At 70.2% G+C, this 14,883-nt stretch carries 13 protein-coding genes; 11 read left to right on the top strand and 2 right to left on the bottom strand.

Going from position 1 to position 14,883, the window contains the following annotated elements; translation table 11 throughout:
• Positions 1-100: 100 nt before the first annotated feature.
• On the bottom strand, positions 101-580 hold the full coding sequence (locus tag ACSVC7_RS28300) for a hypothetical protein (RefSeq protein ID WP_448207832.1): 480 nt from the start codon (positions 578-580) through the stop codon (positions 101-103).
• 260 nt (positions 581-840) lie between these two features.
• Between ACSVC7_RS28300 and ACSVC7_RS28295 the strand changes: the two genes are divergently transcribed.
• The 8 genes from ACSVC7_RS28295 (at position 841) to dctP (ending at position 11,304) form a co-directional block, all read left to right on the top strand.
• Positions 841-2,649 carry a tetratricopeptide repeat protein gene (locus tag ACSVC7_RS28295; RefSeq protein ID WP_448207831.1) on the top strand — a complete coding sequence of 603 codons (1,809 nt, stop codon included), beginning with the start codon at positions 841-843 and terminating at the stop codon, positions 2,647-2,649.
• Positions 2,650-2,757: 108 nt separating this feature from the next.
• On the top strand, positions 2,758-3,822 hold the full coding sequence (gene nirK / locus ACSVC7_RS28290; protein ID WP_448207830.1) for a copper-containing nitrite reductase: 1,065 nt from the start codon (positions 2,758-2,760) through the stop codon (positions 3,820-3,822).
• 356 nt (positions 3,823-4,178) lie between these two features.
• The gene (locus ACSVC7_RS28285; protein ID WP_448207829.1) at positions 4,179-5,156 is read left to right on the top strand and encodes a glycosyltransferase family 10 domain-containing protein; all 978 of its coding nucleotides are present in this window, start codon (positions 4,179-4,181) and stop codon (positions 5,154-5,156) included.
• A 17-nt stretch (positions 5,157-5,173) separates the two neighbouring features.
• Positions 5,174-5,902, top strand: a complete 729-nt coding sequence (locus ACSVC7_RS28280; protein WP_448207828.1) for a hypothetical protein — start codon at positions 5,174-5,176, stop codon at positions 5,900-5,902.
• A 278-nt stretch (positions 5,903-6,180) separates the two neighbouring features.
• A complete protein-coding gene (locus ACSVC7_RS28275) occupies positions 6,181-8,778 on the top strand; it encodes a tetratricopeptide repeat protein (RefSeq protein ID WP_448207827.1) in 2,598 nt (865 codons plus the stop codon).
• A gap of 20 nt (positions 8,779-8,798) precedes the next feature.
• The gene (locus ACSVC7_RS28270; RefSeq protein ID WP_448207826.1) at positions 8,799-9,602 is read left to right on the top strand and encodes a galactosyltransferase-related protein; all 804 of its coding nucleotides are present in this window, start codon (positions 8,799-8,801) and stop codon (positions 9,600-9,602) included.
• 146 nt (positions 9,603-9,748) lie between these two features.
• Complete coding sequence (locus ACSVC7_RS28265) at positions 9,749-10,171, top strand: DUF2141 domain-containing protein (protein WP_448207825.1); 423 nt, start codon at positions 9,749-9,751, stop codon at positions 10,169-10,171.
• Between the two features lie 92 nt (positions 10,172-10,263).
• Positions 10,264-11,304, top strand: a complete 1,041-nt coding sequence (gene dctP, locus ACSVC7_RS28260; RefSeq protein WP_448207824.1) for a TRAP transporter substrate-binding protein DctP — start codon at positions 10,264-10,266, stop codon at positions 11,302-11,304.
• 146 nt (positions 11,305-11,450) lie between these two features.
• Here the strand turns inward: dctP and ACSVC7_RS28255 are convergent, their stop codons facing one another.
• Positions 11,451-12,314 carry an EamA family transporter gene (locus ACSVC7_RS28255; RefSeq protein WP_448207823.1) on the bottom strand — a complete coding sequence of 288 codons (864 nt, stop codon included), beginning with the start codon at positions 12,312-12,314 and terminating at the stop codon, positions 11,451-11,453.
• A 77-nt stretch (positions 12,315-12,391) separates the two neighbouring features.
• Between ACSVC7_RS28255 and ACSVC7_RS28250 the strand changes: the two genes are divergently transcribed.
• From ACSVC7_RS28250 to ACSVC7_RS28240, 3 genes are read left to right on the top strand one after another with little or no spacing between them, the layout of a single operon-like run.
• Positions 12,392-12,895, top strand: a complete 504-nt coding sequence (locus ACSVC7_RS28250; protein ID WP_448207822.1) for a MarR family winged helix-turn-helix transcriptional regulator — start codon at positions 12,392-12,394, stop codon at positions 12,893-12,895.
• Positions 12,896-12,941: 46 nt separating this feature from the next.
• Positions 12,942-14,525 (top strand): glycosyltransferase, encoded by a 1,584-nt coding sequence (locus ACSVC7_RS28245; RefSeq protein ID WP_448207821.1) that lies wholly within the window; start codon positions 12,942-12,944, stop codon positions 14,523-14,525.
• 39 nt (positions 14,526-14,564) lie between these two features.
• On the top strand, positions 14,565-14,858 hold the full coding sequence (locus ACSVC7_RS28240) for a YkgJ family cysteine cluster protein (protein ID WP_448207820.1): 294 nt from the start codon (positions 14,565-14,567) through the stop codon (positions 14,856-14,858).
• The last annotated feature ends 25 nt before the right edge of the window (positions 14,859-14,883 follow it).

Here is a 14,883-nt window from a genome sequence, read left to right as displayed (position 1 = left end):
GCACCCGTTTATCTGGGGGCGCCGACGGCGCCACCGGGCGTCAAAACAATTCGGGGTCGCCGCCCTCCCAAAGGTCGCCTTAATTTAGCGGATGCACCATTTACGGCCCGACGGCGACCTTCATCGGGTCCGGGGGCGGTTCCAGGAACGGGCCGGCGGCACCGCCCAGCGACAGGGCGTGCAGCGAATTGTTTTCGAACCCGCAGACGCCGGTCGGCGCTTCGGCCACGTCGGGGCGGAAGGCGTAGGGGCGCGGGGAGTCGTAGGACAGGCTGGTGCCCAGCGTCGCCGTGATGTGGGAAGAGCCGGCGGACACGCTCTGCTCCACCCACACCCACAGCACACGCGGATCGCTGCGGAACTGGGACAGCAGGGCGGACAGGGTCGACCGGCATTCCGCCGGGGAGAGGTTGTGCAGCCCCTGGTCGACGACGTCCGTCGCAGCGACGGCGGTTTCCGCCTCCAGCGACCACCAGCCGGCGATCACGACCCCGGACACGATCGCCCCGGCGACCGCGGTGGCGGTGAGAATGCCCAGCTCCCGCCGGGATTCCTCCCAGCGCCTCGATTCATCCTGCATGCCGATCCTTCACGCCGCGCTGCGGCCCTGCTGTGGGTTCCGTTGTGGAACGTTAGCCCCGCTCAGGGTTGGGCGGCGTGACACGGATCAATGGTCGACGCGATTCGATCCCAAAATGTCCTGCTACGACGCCATCAGACAGAAGCACGCCGGGGCAACAGCCCGAAACGGCCCAGTGTTCCGTCCCGTGCCCCGCCACGCTACCATGCTCGCCGAGCGCGCCGCCCTTCCTCCCGGCGGGGCGCCGAACGGAGTTCCCCATGGTCAGCCTGTCCGAGGCCTATTCCATCGCCCTCGACCTTCACCGCGCCGGCCGCCTGGACGAGGCCGCCCACGTCTATCGGGCGATCCTCGACGCCGACCCGCAGCAGGCCGACGCGCTGCACCTGCTGGGCGTGCTGAACGGCCAAGCCGGACGCCCCGGCGAGGCCCTTCCCCTCATCGCCGCCGCCCTCGCCCTGGACCCGGAAGCGCCCGACTACCACGACAATTTCGGCAGCCTGCTGCGCACCACCGGCGACGCGCGGCGGGCGGCGCGCCATCACGAGCGCGCGGCGGCGCTGGCCCCGCAGAAGGCCAAGCCCTGGTTCAACCGCGGCATCGCACGCGCCGATGTCGGGGAGACCGGGGAGGCCCTGCGCTCCTACGGCCGCGCGCTGCGGCTCGACCCCGCCTACGCCGCCGCTTCCGTGGCCGCCGGGCGAGCGCTGGTCGGCGCCGGCCGGGCGGAGCGCGTCGTCCCGTGGCTCGCCCAGGCGCTCGCCCACGCCCCCGCCCTCGCCGACGCCTGGGCGACGCTCGGCCACGCGCGTTTGGAAACCGGCGACGCCGATGGGGCGGTCACTGCCTACGACCGGGCCGCGCGTCTGCGCCCCGGCGACGGGCCGACCCTTTGCAACCTCGCCATGGCGACCCTGCGGGCGAGCGGGGCCATGCCCGAATTCGCCCGCCCCGACCGTCCCGAGCCCACATGGCCCGGCCCCCTGCGCCGCGCGCTGGACCTGTTCATGGCCTCCATCGACCAGGGCGGCGGCGAGGTGGCCGAGGCGGCGCTGTTCCGCACCGCCGTGCTGGCCATCCACCGGGGCATGCTGGACGACGACCAACTCGCCCAACTCTCCGCGCGGGCGCGCGACCGGCTGCGCCGTGTACCGGACGACTCCGCCGCCGCGTCGATGATCGCGCACCGGTTCTACCGCGAGGGCCGGCTGCTGGCGGCCTCGCGCCTCGCCCGCCGCCATCTGCGCCGCTTCGGCGAGGCGGACATCCGCGCCGACTCCCAACGGGCGAAGTGGCGGCAGATCGACGCCCGCCCCGCCTTCCTGAAAGAGTTGACCGGCTACGTCCCGCGCATCGAAAGCGCCGCTCGCCACTTCGGACCACCTTTGCCACTCCCCGGAAACGGCGCCATTCTGCTGATCAGCGCCGATTCCGGCTATTGGGAGCGGTTCGGCGCCTGGTTCCTGTCCCACGCGCTCGCCACCGTCCCGCAGCACCGGCTGCACGTCCATCTCGTGAACCCCACCGACGGCAACCTCGCCGATCTGGAGCGCCGGAGCGCGGACACCCCCGGCCGCCTGTCCTGGTCGGCAGAGGCCATCGACCTCGCCGCCCACGCGCCGGGGGCCGAGACCACCTACTACGCCTGCGCCCGCTTCTTCGTGGCGCGGCGGCTTCTGGAAGGCGCGGGCGTGCCCGTCTTCATCACCGACATCGACGCCCGCTGCACCGCCGGCCTGGACACCGACCTGCGGGAGGGGCGCGGCTGGGACCTCGCCATCATGCGCGACCGCCGCGCGCGCGGCCCCTTCGACGATTTCATCGCCAGCTTCCTGGGCGTGGCGCCCACCGCCACGGGGCGCGCCTTCCTCGACCTGACCTGCCGGTACATCGGCCGGTTCTTCGACCGGGGGGAAGCCTCCTGGACGCTGGACCAGGCCGCCCCCTACACGGTGTTCGACCACCTGCGCCGAGCAGCGCGCGAGCCGCGCACGCTGTGGTTCGAGTTCCTGCGGCTGCCCTATCTCGACTTCCCCGAAAAAGAGTCTCTTGTGACATTTCCGGGGTAGCACCTCTGGAATGCCGATTTGCCGGGGTACCCTTGACAAACATCAAGAGCCCCACCCGCAGTATCGGCGAGGATCGGTTCAGACGAAACATCCACTCTGGATCGAACCATGAAGACCAAGACGTTCCTGGCCACGGTCAGCGCAGCCGCCCTCCTGACACTGTCTGGCATTGGTGCTGCATCCGCGACGACTCTGTACGCCGAACCGAAGGTCAAGGAACCGACGATCAGCATCGTTCAGGATCCCAATTCTGTTCCTCCCCAGGAAAAGGCCGGCAAGCGCGCGCCGAAGACTGTCTCGGTCTCGCTGAACACCACCGAGGTGGAATCCAAACTGGACGACGGCACCACCTACACCTACTGGACCTTCAACAACACCATTCCCGGCCCGATGGTGCGCGTGCGGGTCGGCGACACGGTGGACGTGAAGATCGCCAACGCCAAGGACTCCACGATGAACCATTCCGTGGACTTCCACGCGGCGACCGGCTTCCTCGGCGGCGGCCAGATCACCCAGGTGGAGCCGGGCCAGACCAAGGAATTCTCCTTCAAGGCGCTGACGCCGGGCGTCTACGTCTACCACTGCGCCACGCCGATGGTCGCCCACCACATCTCCAAGGGCATGTACGGCCTGATCGTGGTGGAGCCGGAAGCCGGCCTGCCCTCCGTCGATCACGAATACTACGTGATGCAGCAGGAGGTCTACGCGACCAAGGCCAAGAACATCCCGAACGCCGAGGACGACTATGACGGGCTGGTGAACGAGAAGCCCAGCTACATGGTGTTCAACGGCGCGGTCGGCGCCCTGTCCAAGGACAAGCCGCTGAAGGCCAAGGTCGGCGAGACCGTGCGCATCTGGTTCGGCGTTGGCGGCCCCAACCTGACCTCCTCCTTCCACGTCATCGGCGAGATCTTCGACCGCGTCTACAACATGGGCGGCCTGGAAAGCGAGCCGAACAAGGGCGTGCAGACCGTCACCGTCGCCCCCGGCGGCGCCACGATGGTGGAATTCAAGGTCGACTATCCCGGCAAGTACGCCCTGGTCGACCACGCGCTGAGCCGCGCCACCAAGGGCCTGATCGGCATCCTGGAGGTCGAAGGCCCCGCCGACGACAGCATCATCAAGGACAAGAGCGGCGACAGCCGCAAGCAGATGGGCGAAATGCAGCACTAACAGTTGCCATCGCGGAAAACGGGGGTGGGACATCGCGTCCCGCCCCTTTTTTCGTGTCCAGAAACCCTTTGGCAATCGCGCCGGCACGACCGTATCGTGCAGCCCGCCCGGATGTTGCGGCACGGCATGTGACTGAACGCACACAAAAGCCCCTCTCCCTTGAGGGGAGAAGGGTTGGGATGAGGGGTCGTTACCGCTCGAAGAGCGGGATAAAACCGGCCGGCCAAGGCCGGCGCCACCCTCACCCCAACCCCTCTCCCCTCAAGGGAGAGGGGCTTTCAAGAGCCAAATCAGCCACTTACCGTCCCAGCGTGATCTGTGCATAGCGGACGGGGCGAGCAACGGCGGATGGTGCGATGATCGATCGGCGGACAAGCGCGTTCCTGGCGGATTTCCTCGCCTCGCCCAGCCGTGATCCCGTGCATCTCGACCGGTTCCTGCTCTACGGCCCGCAGGGCTTCAAGGTCGGGGGCAAGCCCCGGCTGACCGTCGCCTTCCACGATTTCTGGCCGGACTTCGACGCGGCCGACAATTTCTTCATCGACATCCTGTCCGCCCGGTTCGACGTGACGGTGGTCGAGGACGGCAGCGACCTCGCCATCCTCTCGGTCTTCGGCGACCGGCACCGCAGCGCGCGCACCCGCCGGTCACTGTTCTTCACGGGGGAGAATATCCGGCCGCCGCTGGACGCCGTGGACATGGCGGTGTCCTTCGACCGCATCGACGACCCCCGGCATTTCCGCCTGCCGCTCTATGTCGTGCACGCCTACGCCCACATGCGGGAGGGGGCGACGGACCATTTCTGCCACCCCGTCCTGCCCCCGGCCCCGCCGACGCGGGAGGCCTTCGCGAACCGCAAGTTCTGCGCCTTCCTCTACAAGAACCCGAACGGGGAACGGCGCAACGCCTTCTTCCACGCGCTGAGCGCGCGGCGCGGCGTGGATTCCGTCGGCTGGCACCTGAACAACACCGGCAGCGTGGTGAAGATGGGCTGGCTGCCCAAGATCCGCGTCTTCTCGCGCTACCGCTTCGCCTTCGCCTTCGAGAATTCGAGCCACCCCGGCTACCTGACGGAGAAGATCCTGGACGTCTTCCAGGCCGGGGCCGTGCCGCTCTACTGGGGCGATCCGGACGTGCGGCGGGACGTCGCCGCCGGCAGCTTCATCGACCTGTCCCGCTTCGCCTCCGACGAGGAGGCCTGCGAGCACATCCTCGCGCTGGACGGCGACTACGACGCGTGGTGCGGCTACCGGGGCACCGCGCCCTTCCTGGGCACGGAGGACTTCCACTTCGACGCCTACCGCCTGACCGAGTGGATCGAAAGCCGCCTTTAGCGGGGAGATGACGGCACATGACGCGGCTGCTGCTGAACTACGCCGACGGCGCCTTCACGACGGCGCAGAAGCACAACGCCAGGACCGGGCTGGAGGTCGGCGGATTCGATTCCGTGGCGATGCTGGGGCGCGCGCATCTGGAGGCCGACACGCACTTTGCCGCCCGCAACCGCCACATCCTCGACCAGCCGCGCGGGGCGGGCTATTGGCTGTGGAAGCCCTATTTCGTCTGGGGCGTGCTGCACCAGCACCTGAAGGACGGTGATATCCTCTTCTACAGCGACAGCGGCGCCCATTTCGTGCACAGCGCCGACCCGGTGATCGAACGGTGCCGGCAGCGCCGCGACCTGCCGATCCTGCTGTTCACGTTGCAGGACGAACACCGCAACCGCGTCTGGACGAAGCGCGACTGCTTCCACGTCATGGGTCTGGACCGGCCGGAATACACCGACGCGCCGCAGATCCTCGCCAGCTTCCTCGTGATCGAGCGCACGCCGGACACGGTGGCCTTCGCCGCGGAATGGCTGCGTCTGGCCGAGGACGCCCGGCTGATCACCGACGCGCCCAACACCTGCGGCCTGCCCAACTATCCGGAGTTCCGCGACCACCGGCACGACCAGAGCATCCTCAGCCTGCTCGCCCGCCGCGCCGGGGTGTCGACCATCGCGGACATCTCGCAATGGGGCGACGGCCGCCGCCCGCCGGAAATCCCGCGCATCCTCGAACACACGCGCTGGCGCGCGTAGGGCGGTTGCGGAAGGCCCAGGGCAATCGCATATGGAGACTGATTTCCATTCATAGGATCACCGTCATCCCCGCGAAGGCGGGGATCCAGCCTTTTCAGCCACTTATGTGCGAAGTTTTCTGGATCCCCGCCTTCGCGGGGATGACGAGTGTAATAGAAAAGGAACGTCTTCTCCAAATGCGATTGCCCTGGCGGAAGGCCGCCCTCGCCTTTCCAACCGCCCCGCCGCTGTGGCAATCTGCGGCCCGCCAACACCCTACCACCAAGGATCACCGACGCATGGACGCCGTCGCGCAGGCCGTTGCGCTGGAAAACGCGGGGCGGCTGGCGGAGGCGGAAGGGGTCTGCCGAAAGGCTCTGCAGGCCGACCCGGAGAATCCGGTTCTGCTGCACCGGCTGGGCCTCGTCGTCCATCGGCTCGGCCGGCCGGGGGAGGCGGCGGCGCTGTTCCAGAAGTCGCTGGCGATCCGCAAGGATCTGGACGTTGCTCTCGACTTCGGCGCGGTGCTGGCCGCGATCTCGCATTGGCAGGGCGCCGTCACCGTCTACGGCGCGGCGCTCCGGCTGGCCCCCGACTCCATCGACGCCCGCTACGGGCTGGCGCTCGCCCACCACATGCAGGGCCGGGCGGCGGAGGCGGAAGCCCACTACCGCGCGGTGCTGGCGGCGCGGCCCGACCTGGGGCCGGTCCACGACAATCTGGGGCTCACCCTCCAGGCGCAGGGGCGCTTCGCCGAAGCGGTCGCGGCGCACCGGGAGGCCGCGCGGCTGAGCCCCGCCGACGCGGGCGCCTGGAACAACCTTGGCACCGCTCTCCAGCAAGCCGGACAGCCGGCGGAGGCGGAGGCCGCGCACCGCAAGGCCATCGGCCTGGACGCCGAACACGCCTCAGCCTGCTACAACCTCGCCTGCCTGTTCCAGGTGACCGGCCGACTGGCGGAGGCCACGGCGGCGGCGCGCCGCATGGCGGTGCTCGACCCGGCGGACGCGCAGGCCTGGCTGGCGCTGGGCAACGCGGCCCACGCGGCGGCGCGCTGGGACGAGGCGTTGTGCGCCAACGCGCGGGCCGTCCGGCTGGCCCCGTCCGATCCCGGCGCCCGCAACAACCTCGCCAACGCCCTGTCGGAGGCCGGACGGCTGGCCGAGGCGGTGGCCGAGTACCGCGCGCTGCTCGCCCTCCAACCCGATTTCCCGGTGGCGGAGATCAACCTCGCCCAGGCCCTACGCGGCCAGCGCGACACGGACGGCGCGCTGGCCGTTTTGCGCGCCCTGATCGCCCGCCACCCGCTCGATGCCGAGGCATGGCGCTCGGCCGGGCTGGCGCTGATGGACGCCTTCCGCCCCGACGCCGGTGCGGAGGCCCTGCGCCGCGCCGTCGCCCTCGCCCCCGGCGAGCCGCACCTGTCCCTGGAGCTGGGCGCGGCGGCGACGCTCGCGGAACAGACAGCCCCCTCCATCGCCGCCTACCGCCACGTCCTGCGCCTCGCCCCCGGCCATGACGCGGCGCTCGCCCACCTCGTGCAGCAGCAGAAGCACGCCTGCGACTGGCGCGACCTGCCGGCGCTGGAGCACCGTCTGGTGGAGCGCGTGCGCGCGGGCGCCGAGGGCGTGCCGCCCTTCTGCCTGCTGGCGGGGGAATCGACCCTGGCCGACCAGCGCCTTGCCGCCGGGCGCTGGGCGCGGCTGAAAGGCTGGGGCGTGCCGCCCGTGGGCACGGTGCCCGCCGCCCCCACAGATAGCCAGATCCGGGATGGCCGCCTCCGCATCGGCTATCTGTCGGCGGACTTCCACGAGCACGCCACGGCCTACCTGATGGCCGAGCAGTTGGAGCAGCACGACCGCGCCCGCTTCGCCGTCACCGCCTATTCCACGGGCATCGACGACGGCAGCCCCATGCGCCGCCGCCTCGTCAACGCGGTGGAGCGCTTCGTGGACCTGCGCGGTCGTTCGGACGCCGACGCGGCCCAGATGATCGCCGCCGACGGCATCGACATCCTGGTGGACCTGAAGGGCTACACGGCCTTCGCGCGCACGCCGATCCTGGCCGCCCGCCCGGCGCCGGTGCAGGTCAACTGGCTGGGCTATCCCGGCACCATGGGCGCCCCCTACATCGACTATGTCCTCGCCGACCCGGTGGTGATCCCGCCCGGCGAGGAGACGCTGTACAGCGAGGCGGTGGTCCGCCTGCCCCACTGCTACCAGCCCAACGACCGCCGCCGCGCCATCGCGGAGCGCACCCCGTCGCGCGCGGACTGCGGCCTGCCGGCGGAGGGCTTCGTCTTCTGCTGCTTCAACAGCCCCTACAAGCTGACGCCCGCCCAGTTCGATCTGTGGGCGCGTCTTCTCCGGGCGGTGCCCGGCAGCGTGCTGTGGCTCTACGCCCCCACCGCGCTGGTCGCCGGCAACCTCCGCCGCGAGGGCGAGGCGCGCGGCCTCGCGCCCGACCGCCTCGTCTTCGCCCCGCCCCGCCCGTTGCCGGACCATCTGGCGCGGCACCGGCTGGCCGACCTGTTCCTCGACACGCTGCCCTACAACGCCCACACCACGGCCAGCGACGCGCTGTGGGCCGGGCTGCCGGTGCTGACCTGCCGGGGCGCCACCTTCGCCGGCCGCGTGGCGGCCAGCCTGCTGCACGCGCTGGACCTGCCCGAGCTGGTGACGGAGACGCCCGCACACTACGAGGCCACGGCGCTGGCGCTCGCCCGCGACCCGGCGCGCCTCGGCGCGCTTCGGGACCGTCTGGCGGCGGCGCGCACCACCGCCCCGCTGTTTGACACGCCCCGCTTCACGCGGCACCTTGAGGCCGCGTACCGGGCCATGTGGGACATCCACCGCGCGGGCGGTGCTCCGCGCGCCATCGACATTCCGGCGGACTGAAGGAAAAGGACGAAGGACGGATGACGGACAGCAGCGACCGGCGGCTTCACATCGTCGTGCCCTACCGCGACCGGGAAAGCCACCTGCGGCAGTTCGTCCCCTGGGTCAGCGCCTTCTTCGCGCGGCTCGACACGCCCATCGACTACCGCGTCACCATCGTGGAGCAGGAGGCGGGGCTTCCCTTCAACCGGGGCGCCATCAAGAACGTCGGCTTCGTCCTGGGCGAGGCGTGGAGCGGCTACACCTGCCTGCACGACGTCGACTACCTGCCGATGAACGCCGACTATTCCTGGGCCGAAGAGCCGACCCCCATCCTGTGGTACGGGGCGGAGCGGCGCCCGGTGGCCCCCGGCCGGTCGGCCATGACGGTGACGACCAACCTGGACAGCACCATGGGCGGCGCGCTGCTGATGCCCAACACGATTTTCCGCCAGATCGACGGCTATTCCAACGCCTTCTGGGGCTGGGGGTACGAGGACTTCGACTTCTCCCTGCGCATCCGCGCCCGCAAGATCCCGACCGGGCGCCGCAAGGGCCGCTTCAAGCCGCTCGACCACGACAACGACGGCTTCAACCCCGACGCCACGCCCTCGCCCATCTCGCTGGTCAACCAGCAGGTCTTCCAGCGGATGTGGTCGCAGGGGCGGATCCCCACGGGCGACGGGCTGTCCAGCCTGTCCTTCGACGTGCTGGACCGCCGCCCCTGCGACGATAGCTCCCCGGACGGCTCCCCCGGCGCGGCGGGCCGCTGGGAGATCGTGCGCGTGCGCCTGAACCACGCCCCGAGCCCGGAGCAGATGGCCGCCTTCCAGGGCCAGTTCTGACCCACCCGCCGTTCACGCTTCGCCAAGCGCCGCTCCCCGCCGTTCACGAAGGCCGCGCCGCGACCCGCGCAGGCGCGCTGGAACGTACGGCCACACGTACGGCACCACCATCGGCGTTCCGCATCGTGAAATGGGGGAAACGTACGATGAAGTCTGCAATCGGGGCGACGCTGCTCGCCATCATCCTTGCCGCTGGCAACGCGTCCGCCGGGGAACTGCGCGTCCTCGTCCGCAACGTGACGCCGCAGCGGGGCGCGGTTATGGTCGGCGTCTACGACAGCGCCGCCGGCCTTCAGGCCAACCGCCGCTTCGCCGGGCAGGAGCTGCCGCCGCTGAAGGGGGAGGTCACGGCGGTCTTCGTGGACCTGCCGCCCGGCCGCTACGCCGTCGCCGTCTATCAGGACGGCAACGGCGACGGGACGCTGAACCGCAACATGCTGGGCATCCCGACCGAGCCCTACGGCTTCGGCGGCGACGTGTCCTCCACCTTCGGCGCGCCGGGCTTCGACGCGCTGGCCGTCACCGTCGGCACCGGCACCACCGCCATTCCCGCAACCCTGGGCCAATGACCGGGCGTTTGATTCCGCGTGGAATTGTCGTGCGCGACCCTGTAGGTTCCCTTACCCGTTCTTTCGCGCAAGGGCTCAGGGAGGAAAGAAGCATGAAGACGATGAAGGCGCTGCTCGCCGGTCTGGCGCTGGCCGCCATGGTCCTGCCGGCCACGCTGGCGTCCAAGGGTGCTGCCGCGGCCGACTACAAGGCCGAATACAAGCTGTCCACCGTGCTGGGCAAGCCGTTCCCCTGGGGGGTCGGCGGCGACCGCTGGGCCGAGCTGGTCAAGGAAAAGACCAACGGCCGCATCACCATCAAGATGTATCCCGGCTCCTCGCTGGTGAACGGCGACCAGACCAAGGAATTCACCGCGCTGCGCCAGGGCGTGATCGACATGGCGGTCGGCTCGACCATCAACTGGTCGCCGCAGGTGAAGGAGCTGAACCTCTTCTCCCTGCCCTTCCTGATGCCCGATCACAAGGCCATGGACGCGCTGGTCAAGGGCGACGTGGGCAAGAAGCTGTTCGACCTGCTGGCGACCAAGGACGTGGTGCCGCTGGCCTGGGGCGAGAACGGCTTCCGCGAGATCTCCAACTCCAAGCGCACGATCCGCACGCCGGACGACCTGAAGGGCCTGAAGATCCGCGTCGTCGGCTCGCCGCTCTACCTCGACACCTTCACGGCACTCGGCGCCAACCCGACGCAGATGAGCTGGGCGGACGCGCAGCCGGCCCTGTCCACCGGCGCCGTGGACGGGCAGGAGAACCCGCTGGCGATCTTCACCTTCGCCAAGCTGCCGACGCTGGGCCAGAAGCACCTGACGCTGTGGGGCTACGTCGCCGACCCGCTGATCTTCGTGGTCAACAAGGAGGTCTGGAACTCCTGGTCCAAGGAAGACCAGCAGGCCGTCCAGGCCGCCGCCGTCCAGGCCGCCGCGGAAGAGGTGGTGCTCGCCCGCAAGGGCATCACGGCCGACGACGACAGCCTCCTGAAGGAGATTTCCACCCAGGGCGTGGAGGTCGTGCAGCTGACCCCCGACCAGCAGAAGGCCTTCCAGAAGGCGACCCAGGCCGTCTACGAGAAGTGGACGAAGCAGATCGGCCCCGACCTCGTGAAGTCGGCCGAAACGGCCATCGCCAACCGCAAGTAACCGCAAAATAGCCCTTCTCCCCTTGGGGGAGAAGGGTTGGGATGAGGGGTCGTTACGCCCGGTAGGGCGGAAAAATCAGTTCCCGGCCGGCATTCGCCAGCGCCACCCTCACCCCAACCCCTCTCCCCTCGAGGGAGAGGGGCCTTTTAAGCGGACGCCCACTGCACCGTCAGGATGCTGCCCAGCACCATCGCCAGCCCGGCCAGCGACGCGCCTGTCATCGCCTGCCCCAGCAGCGCCCAGCCCAGCACCACCGCCGTCAGCGGGCTCAGCAGCCCCAGCGACGACACCGCCACGGACGGCAGACGCGCCACCCCACGGAACCACAGCGCGTAGGCCACCAGCGCGCCGACCAGCGACAGGTAGCCGTAGCCCAGCGCCTGCGTGACGCTCAGCGCCGGCAGCGGCGGATCGGCGAGCCACGCCACGGGCGCCAGCATCAGCCCGCCGGCCAGCAGTTGCCACCCGGTGAAGGCCAGCACCGGCATCTCCGTCCGCCAGCGCCGCGCCAGGAAGGTCCCCGCCGCCATGCAGCCCGCCCCCGCAAGGGACGCGGCGATGCCGACCGGGTCCCAGGAGGCTCCCGGCGACAGCAGCAGCACGGCCATGCCGGCCACGCCCAGCGCGGCGGCCCCGACGGCCAGCGGCACCGGCCGGCGCCGGTCCACCGCCCAGGCCAGCGCCATCACCAGCAACGGCTGAATCGCCCCCACCACCGCCGCCAGCCCGCCCGGCAGCCGGTACGCCCCGACGAACAGCAGCGCCTGGAACACCCCGATGTTCAGCGCCGACAGCACGGCCAACCGCCCCCACTGCCCCGCCCCCGGCAGGCACCGCGATGCCAGCACCAGCACCAGCCCCGCCGGCAGGCAGCGCAGCAGCGCCGCCGTGAAGGGCCGGTCCGGCGGCAGCAGCTCCGTCGTCACGATGTAGGTGGACCCCCAGATCGCCGGCGCCAGCGCCGTGACCAGGATGTCCGCCCAGGATGGCGGGTGTCGTGTGCTGGACATGGAATTGCCTTGATCTCAAGATAATGCCGAAGCTTGGCGCGTAACTGTCTTGATGTCAAGATAACTGGAGAATAGGCATGGAGCCGGAACGCCGCAGCGACGCGGTCGATGCGATCCTCGAACAATGGCGGCGGGAGCGGCCGGACCTCGACACCGGCCCCATGGGCACCATCGGCCGGGCCAAGCGCTGCGCCGCCCTGCTGCAACGCCGCCTGGACGAGACCTTCGCCGAATTCGGCCTCACCGGCTGGGAGTTCGACGTGCTGGCGACCCTGCGCCGCTCCGGCGCGCCCTACTGCCTGGCCCCGACGGCGCTCTTTTCCGCGCTGATGGTCACCTCCGGCACCATGACGCACCGCCTGCAACGGCTGGAGGCGAGCGGCTGGGTGGACCGGCTTCCCAACCCGAACGACGCCCGCAGCCTGCTCGTCCGCCTGACCCCCGCCGGCCTCGCCCTGATCGACCGCGCCGTGGAGGCCCATGTGGCGAACGAGCACCGCATCCTCGCCCCCCTGAGCCCGACCGACCGCGCCGCGCTGGACGACGCGCTCACCGCACTGCTGGCGATTCTTGAACGCTAGACCGGCGCGGACTATGACGTGAAGGAAAAGTGACAGGTCCGATCCCATGCCCAGCACCGTCGACGCGCAGACCGCCGCCCTGAAGGGCTTCCTGGCCGAGCGTTCGTTCGACGCCGACACGCTGAAGCGCGTCTCCGCCCTCTGCGAGGACATCCGGCGCGACCTGGACCTGGACACGCGCCTCGCCATCGCCGACCGGCTGCGCCGCGAAGCGCCTGCGGGCGACACGGTGCGCCTGCACTCCGTGCTTTTCCAGATCACCGGGGACCTCTACCACCTCGAACGCATCCTGCACTACCTGCTGCTGGGGGCGGAGAGCATCGGGCCGGAGTTGCTGCACTACACATACTGGTGCATCACGCGGCAAATCTTCATGGGCACCGCCCGCCCGGAGAAGTCCGACAGCTTCAGCGCCTGCGACCTGTACCGCTTTTATGAGGAGCTGGTCCGCCTGACCGCCCGGTGCTGGAACCTGACGCCGCCGCGCCGCGTCCCGCGCGACGGGCCGATCCGCCGGGTGGCGCTGGTCGCCAACCAGTTCCTAAACGACCGGCACCAGCCCTCGCGCGACTGTTTCGACTACGCCGCGCGCCTTCAGGACGATTGCGGGCTGGAGGTGGCGATCATCAACGCCAACACGCTGCCCTCCCGGGTCGGCAACCTGTTCATCCCGCCCTTCCTCGGCCAGTCCATGGAGGAATACGACGGCGTTCAGGTGCTGTGGATGGGCGACCGGCGGGTCCGGGTGGCCTCCTTCGCCGACCCGGCCTTCTCGGCGGCGAAGCTCGGGTCGATCGTCGCGGCCATCGACGGCTACGACCCGGACCTGATCGTCTCCTTCGGCGGCTCCACCATCGTGGCCGACCTGTTCGCCAAGGCCGACGCGCGCCCGGTGCTGTGCATCCCGACCACCTCCAGCGTCACCATCTCGCTGGCCCACATCCTGCTGGGCTTCGACGAGCGCAACTACACCGACCATCTGCCGGCGCTCTACCGCGCGCCCTTCGCGCGGCGCTTCCGGCCCTTCAACTTCGGCTACTCGCTGCCGGAAACGTCGGACGAGACCGGAGACTTCGGCCTGGGCGAGGCCCCCTTCGTCTTCGCCGTGGTCGGCACCCGCCTGGACCAGGAGGTGACGCCGGAGTTCCTGGCCACGCTGGACGCCATCCTCGACCGCTGCCCCGGCGCCCTCGTCGCCTTCGCCGGTTCGGTCGAGCAGCTGCCCGCCCGCCTGTCCTCTGCCCACCACGGCGCCCGCCACGGAGCCCGCATGCGCAGCCTCGGCCATGTGGCGGACATCCGCGCCTTCTACCGGCGCTGCCACGCCTTCCTCAACCCGCCGCGCCAGGGCGGCGGCGGCGGCGGCGCCTACGCGCTGGCGGAAGGGCTGCCCGTGGTCACGCTGCCCTGGGGCGATGTGGCGAGCGTCGCGGGGGAGGCCATTCCCGTGCCCGACACCGCCGCCTTCATCGAGCGCGCCGCCGCCCTGTTCGCCGACCCGGACCTGCGCGCCCGCCAGTCCACCCTGTCCCGCCAACGCTTCGACGCGGTGGGCGACCGCCACGCCAGCGTCGCCCGCCTGCTCGGTTACGGGGAGGAAGCCCGACGCCTCCTCGCCGCGCGAGTCTGAATCCTAACGCCCGCCGCCGGAAAGGCGGTAGCATGGCGGATGATCGACGACGACACCGTGCCCGACTGCGAATCCTGCGGGGCCTGCTGCTCCTATTCCTGGGAATGGCCGACCTTCATCGGCGACCGCGACGGGGAGGACATCCCGGCCTACATGACCGAGGACGGCCGCATGCGCTGCGACGGCGACCGTTGCGTGGCGCTGGCCGGCACCATCGGCACCTCCGTCTACTGCCGCGTCTACGACGACCGCCCCCTGGTCTGCCGGGAATTCACGGCCGGCAGCCAGGCCTGCCACGCCGTCCGCGCCCATTTCGGGCTGGACGAGGGATAGCGGGGTCAACCCAGACATTAAAGAA

It is taken from the genome of Azospirillum mesophilum, from assembly GCF_053470405.2.
Note: the sequence above shows the minus strand (reverse complement) of the source record. Positions and strands in the feature narration are given on the sequence as shown.

Coding starts and splice junctions, on each gene's coding strand:
- ACSVC7_RS28240 (WP_448207820.1), top strand. CDS start 14,565: ATGATCGACGACGACACCGTGCCCGACTGCGAATCCTGCGGGGCCTGC.
- ACSVC7_RS28265 (WP_448207825.1), top strand. CDS start 9,749: ATGAAGTCTGCAATCGGGGCGACGCTGCTCGCCATCATCCTTGCCGCT.
- ACSVC7_RS28250 (WP_448207822.1), top strand. CDS start 12,392: ATGGAGCCGGAACGCCGCAGCGACGCGGTCGATGCGATCCTCGAACAA.
- ACSVC7_RS28275 (WP_448207827.1), top strand. CDS start 6,181: ATGGACGCCGTCGCGCAGGCCGTTGCGCTGGAAAACGCGGGGCGGCTG.
- ACSVC7_RS28270 (WP_448207826.1), top strand. CDS start 8,799: ATGACGGACAGCAGCGACCGGCGGCTTCACATCGTCGTGCCCTACCGC.
- ACSVC7_RS28285 (WP_448207829.1), top strand. CDS start 4,179: ATGATCGATCGGCGGACAAGCGCGTTCCTGGCGGATTTCCTCGCCTCG.
- ACSVC7_RS28280 (WP_448207828.1), top strand. CDS start 5,174: ATGACGCGGCTGCTGCTGAACTACGCCGACGGCGCCTTCACGACGGCG.
- nirK (WP_448207830.1), top strand. CDS start 2,758: ATGAAGACCAAGACGTTCCTGGCCACGGTCAGCGCAGCCGCCCTCCTG.
- ACSVC7_RS28295 (WP_448207831.1), top strand. CDS start 841: ATGGTCAGCCTGTCCGAGGCCTATTCCATCGCCCTCGACCTTCACCGC.
- ACSVC7_RS28255 (WP_448207823.1), bottom strand. CDS start 12,314: ATGTCCAGCACACGACACCCGCCATCCTGGGCGGACATCCTGGTCACG.
- dctP (WP_448207824.1), top strand. CDS start 10,264: ATGAAGACGATGAAGGCGCTGCTCGCCGGTCTGGCGCTGGCCGCCATG.
- ACSVC7_RS28300 (WP_448207832.1), bottom strand. CDS start 580: ATGCAGGATGAATCGAGGCGCTGGGAGGAATCCCGGCGGGAGCTGGGC.
- ACSVC7_RS28245 (WP_448207821.1), top strand. CDS start 12,942: ATGCCCAGCACCGTCGACGCGCAGACCGCCGCCCTGAAGGGCTTCCTG.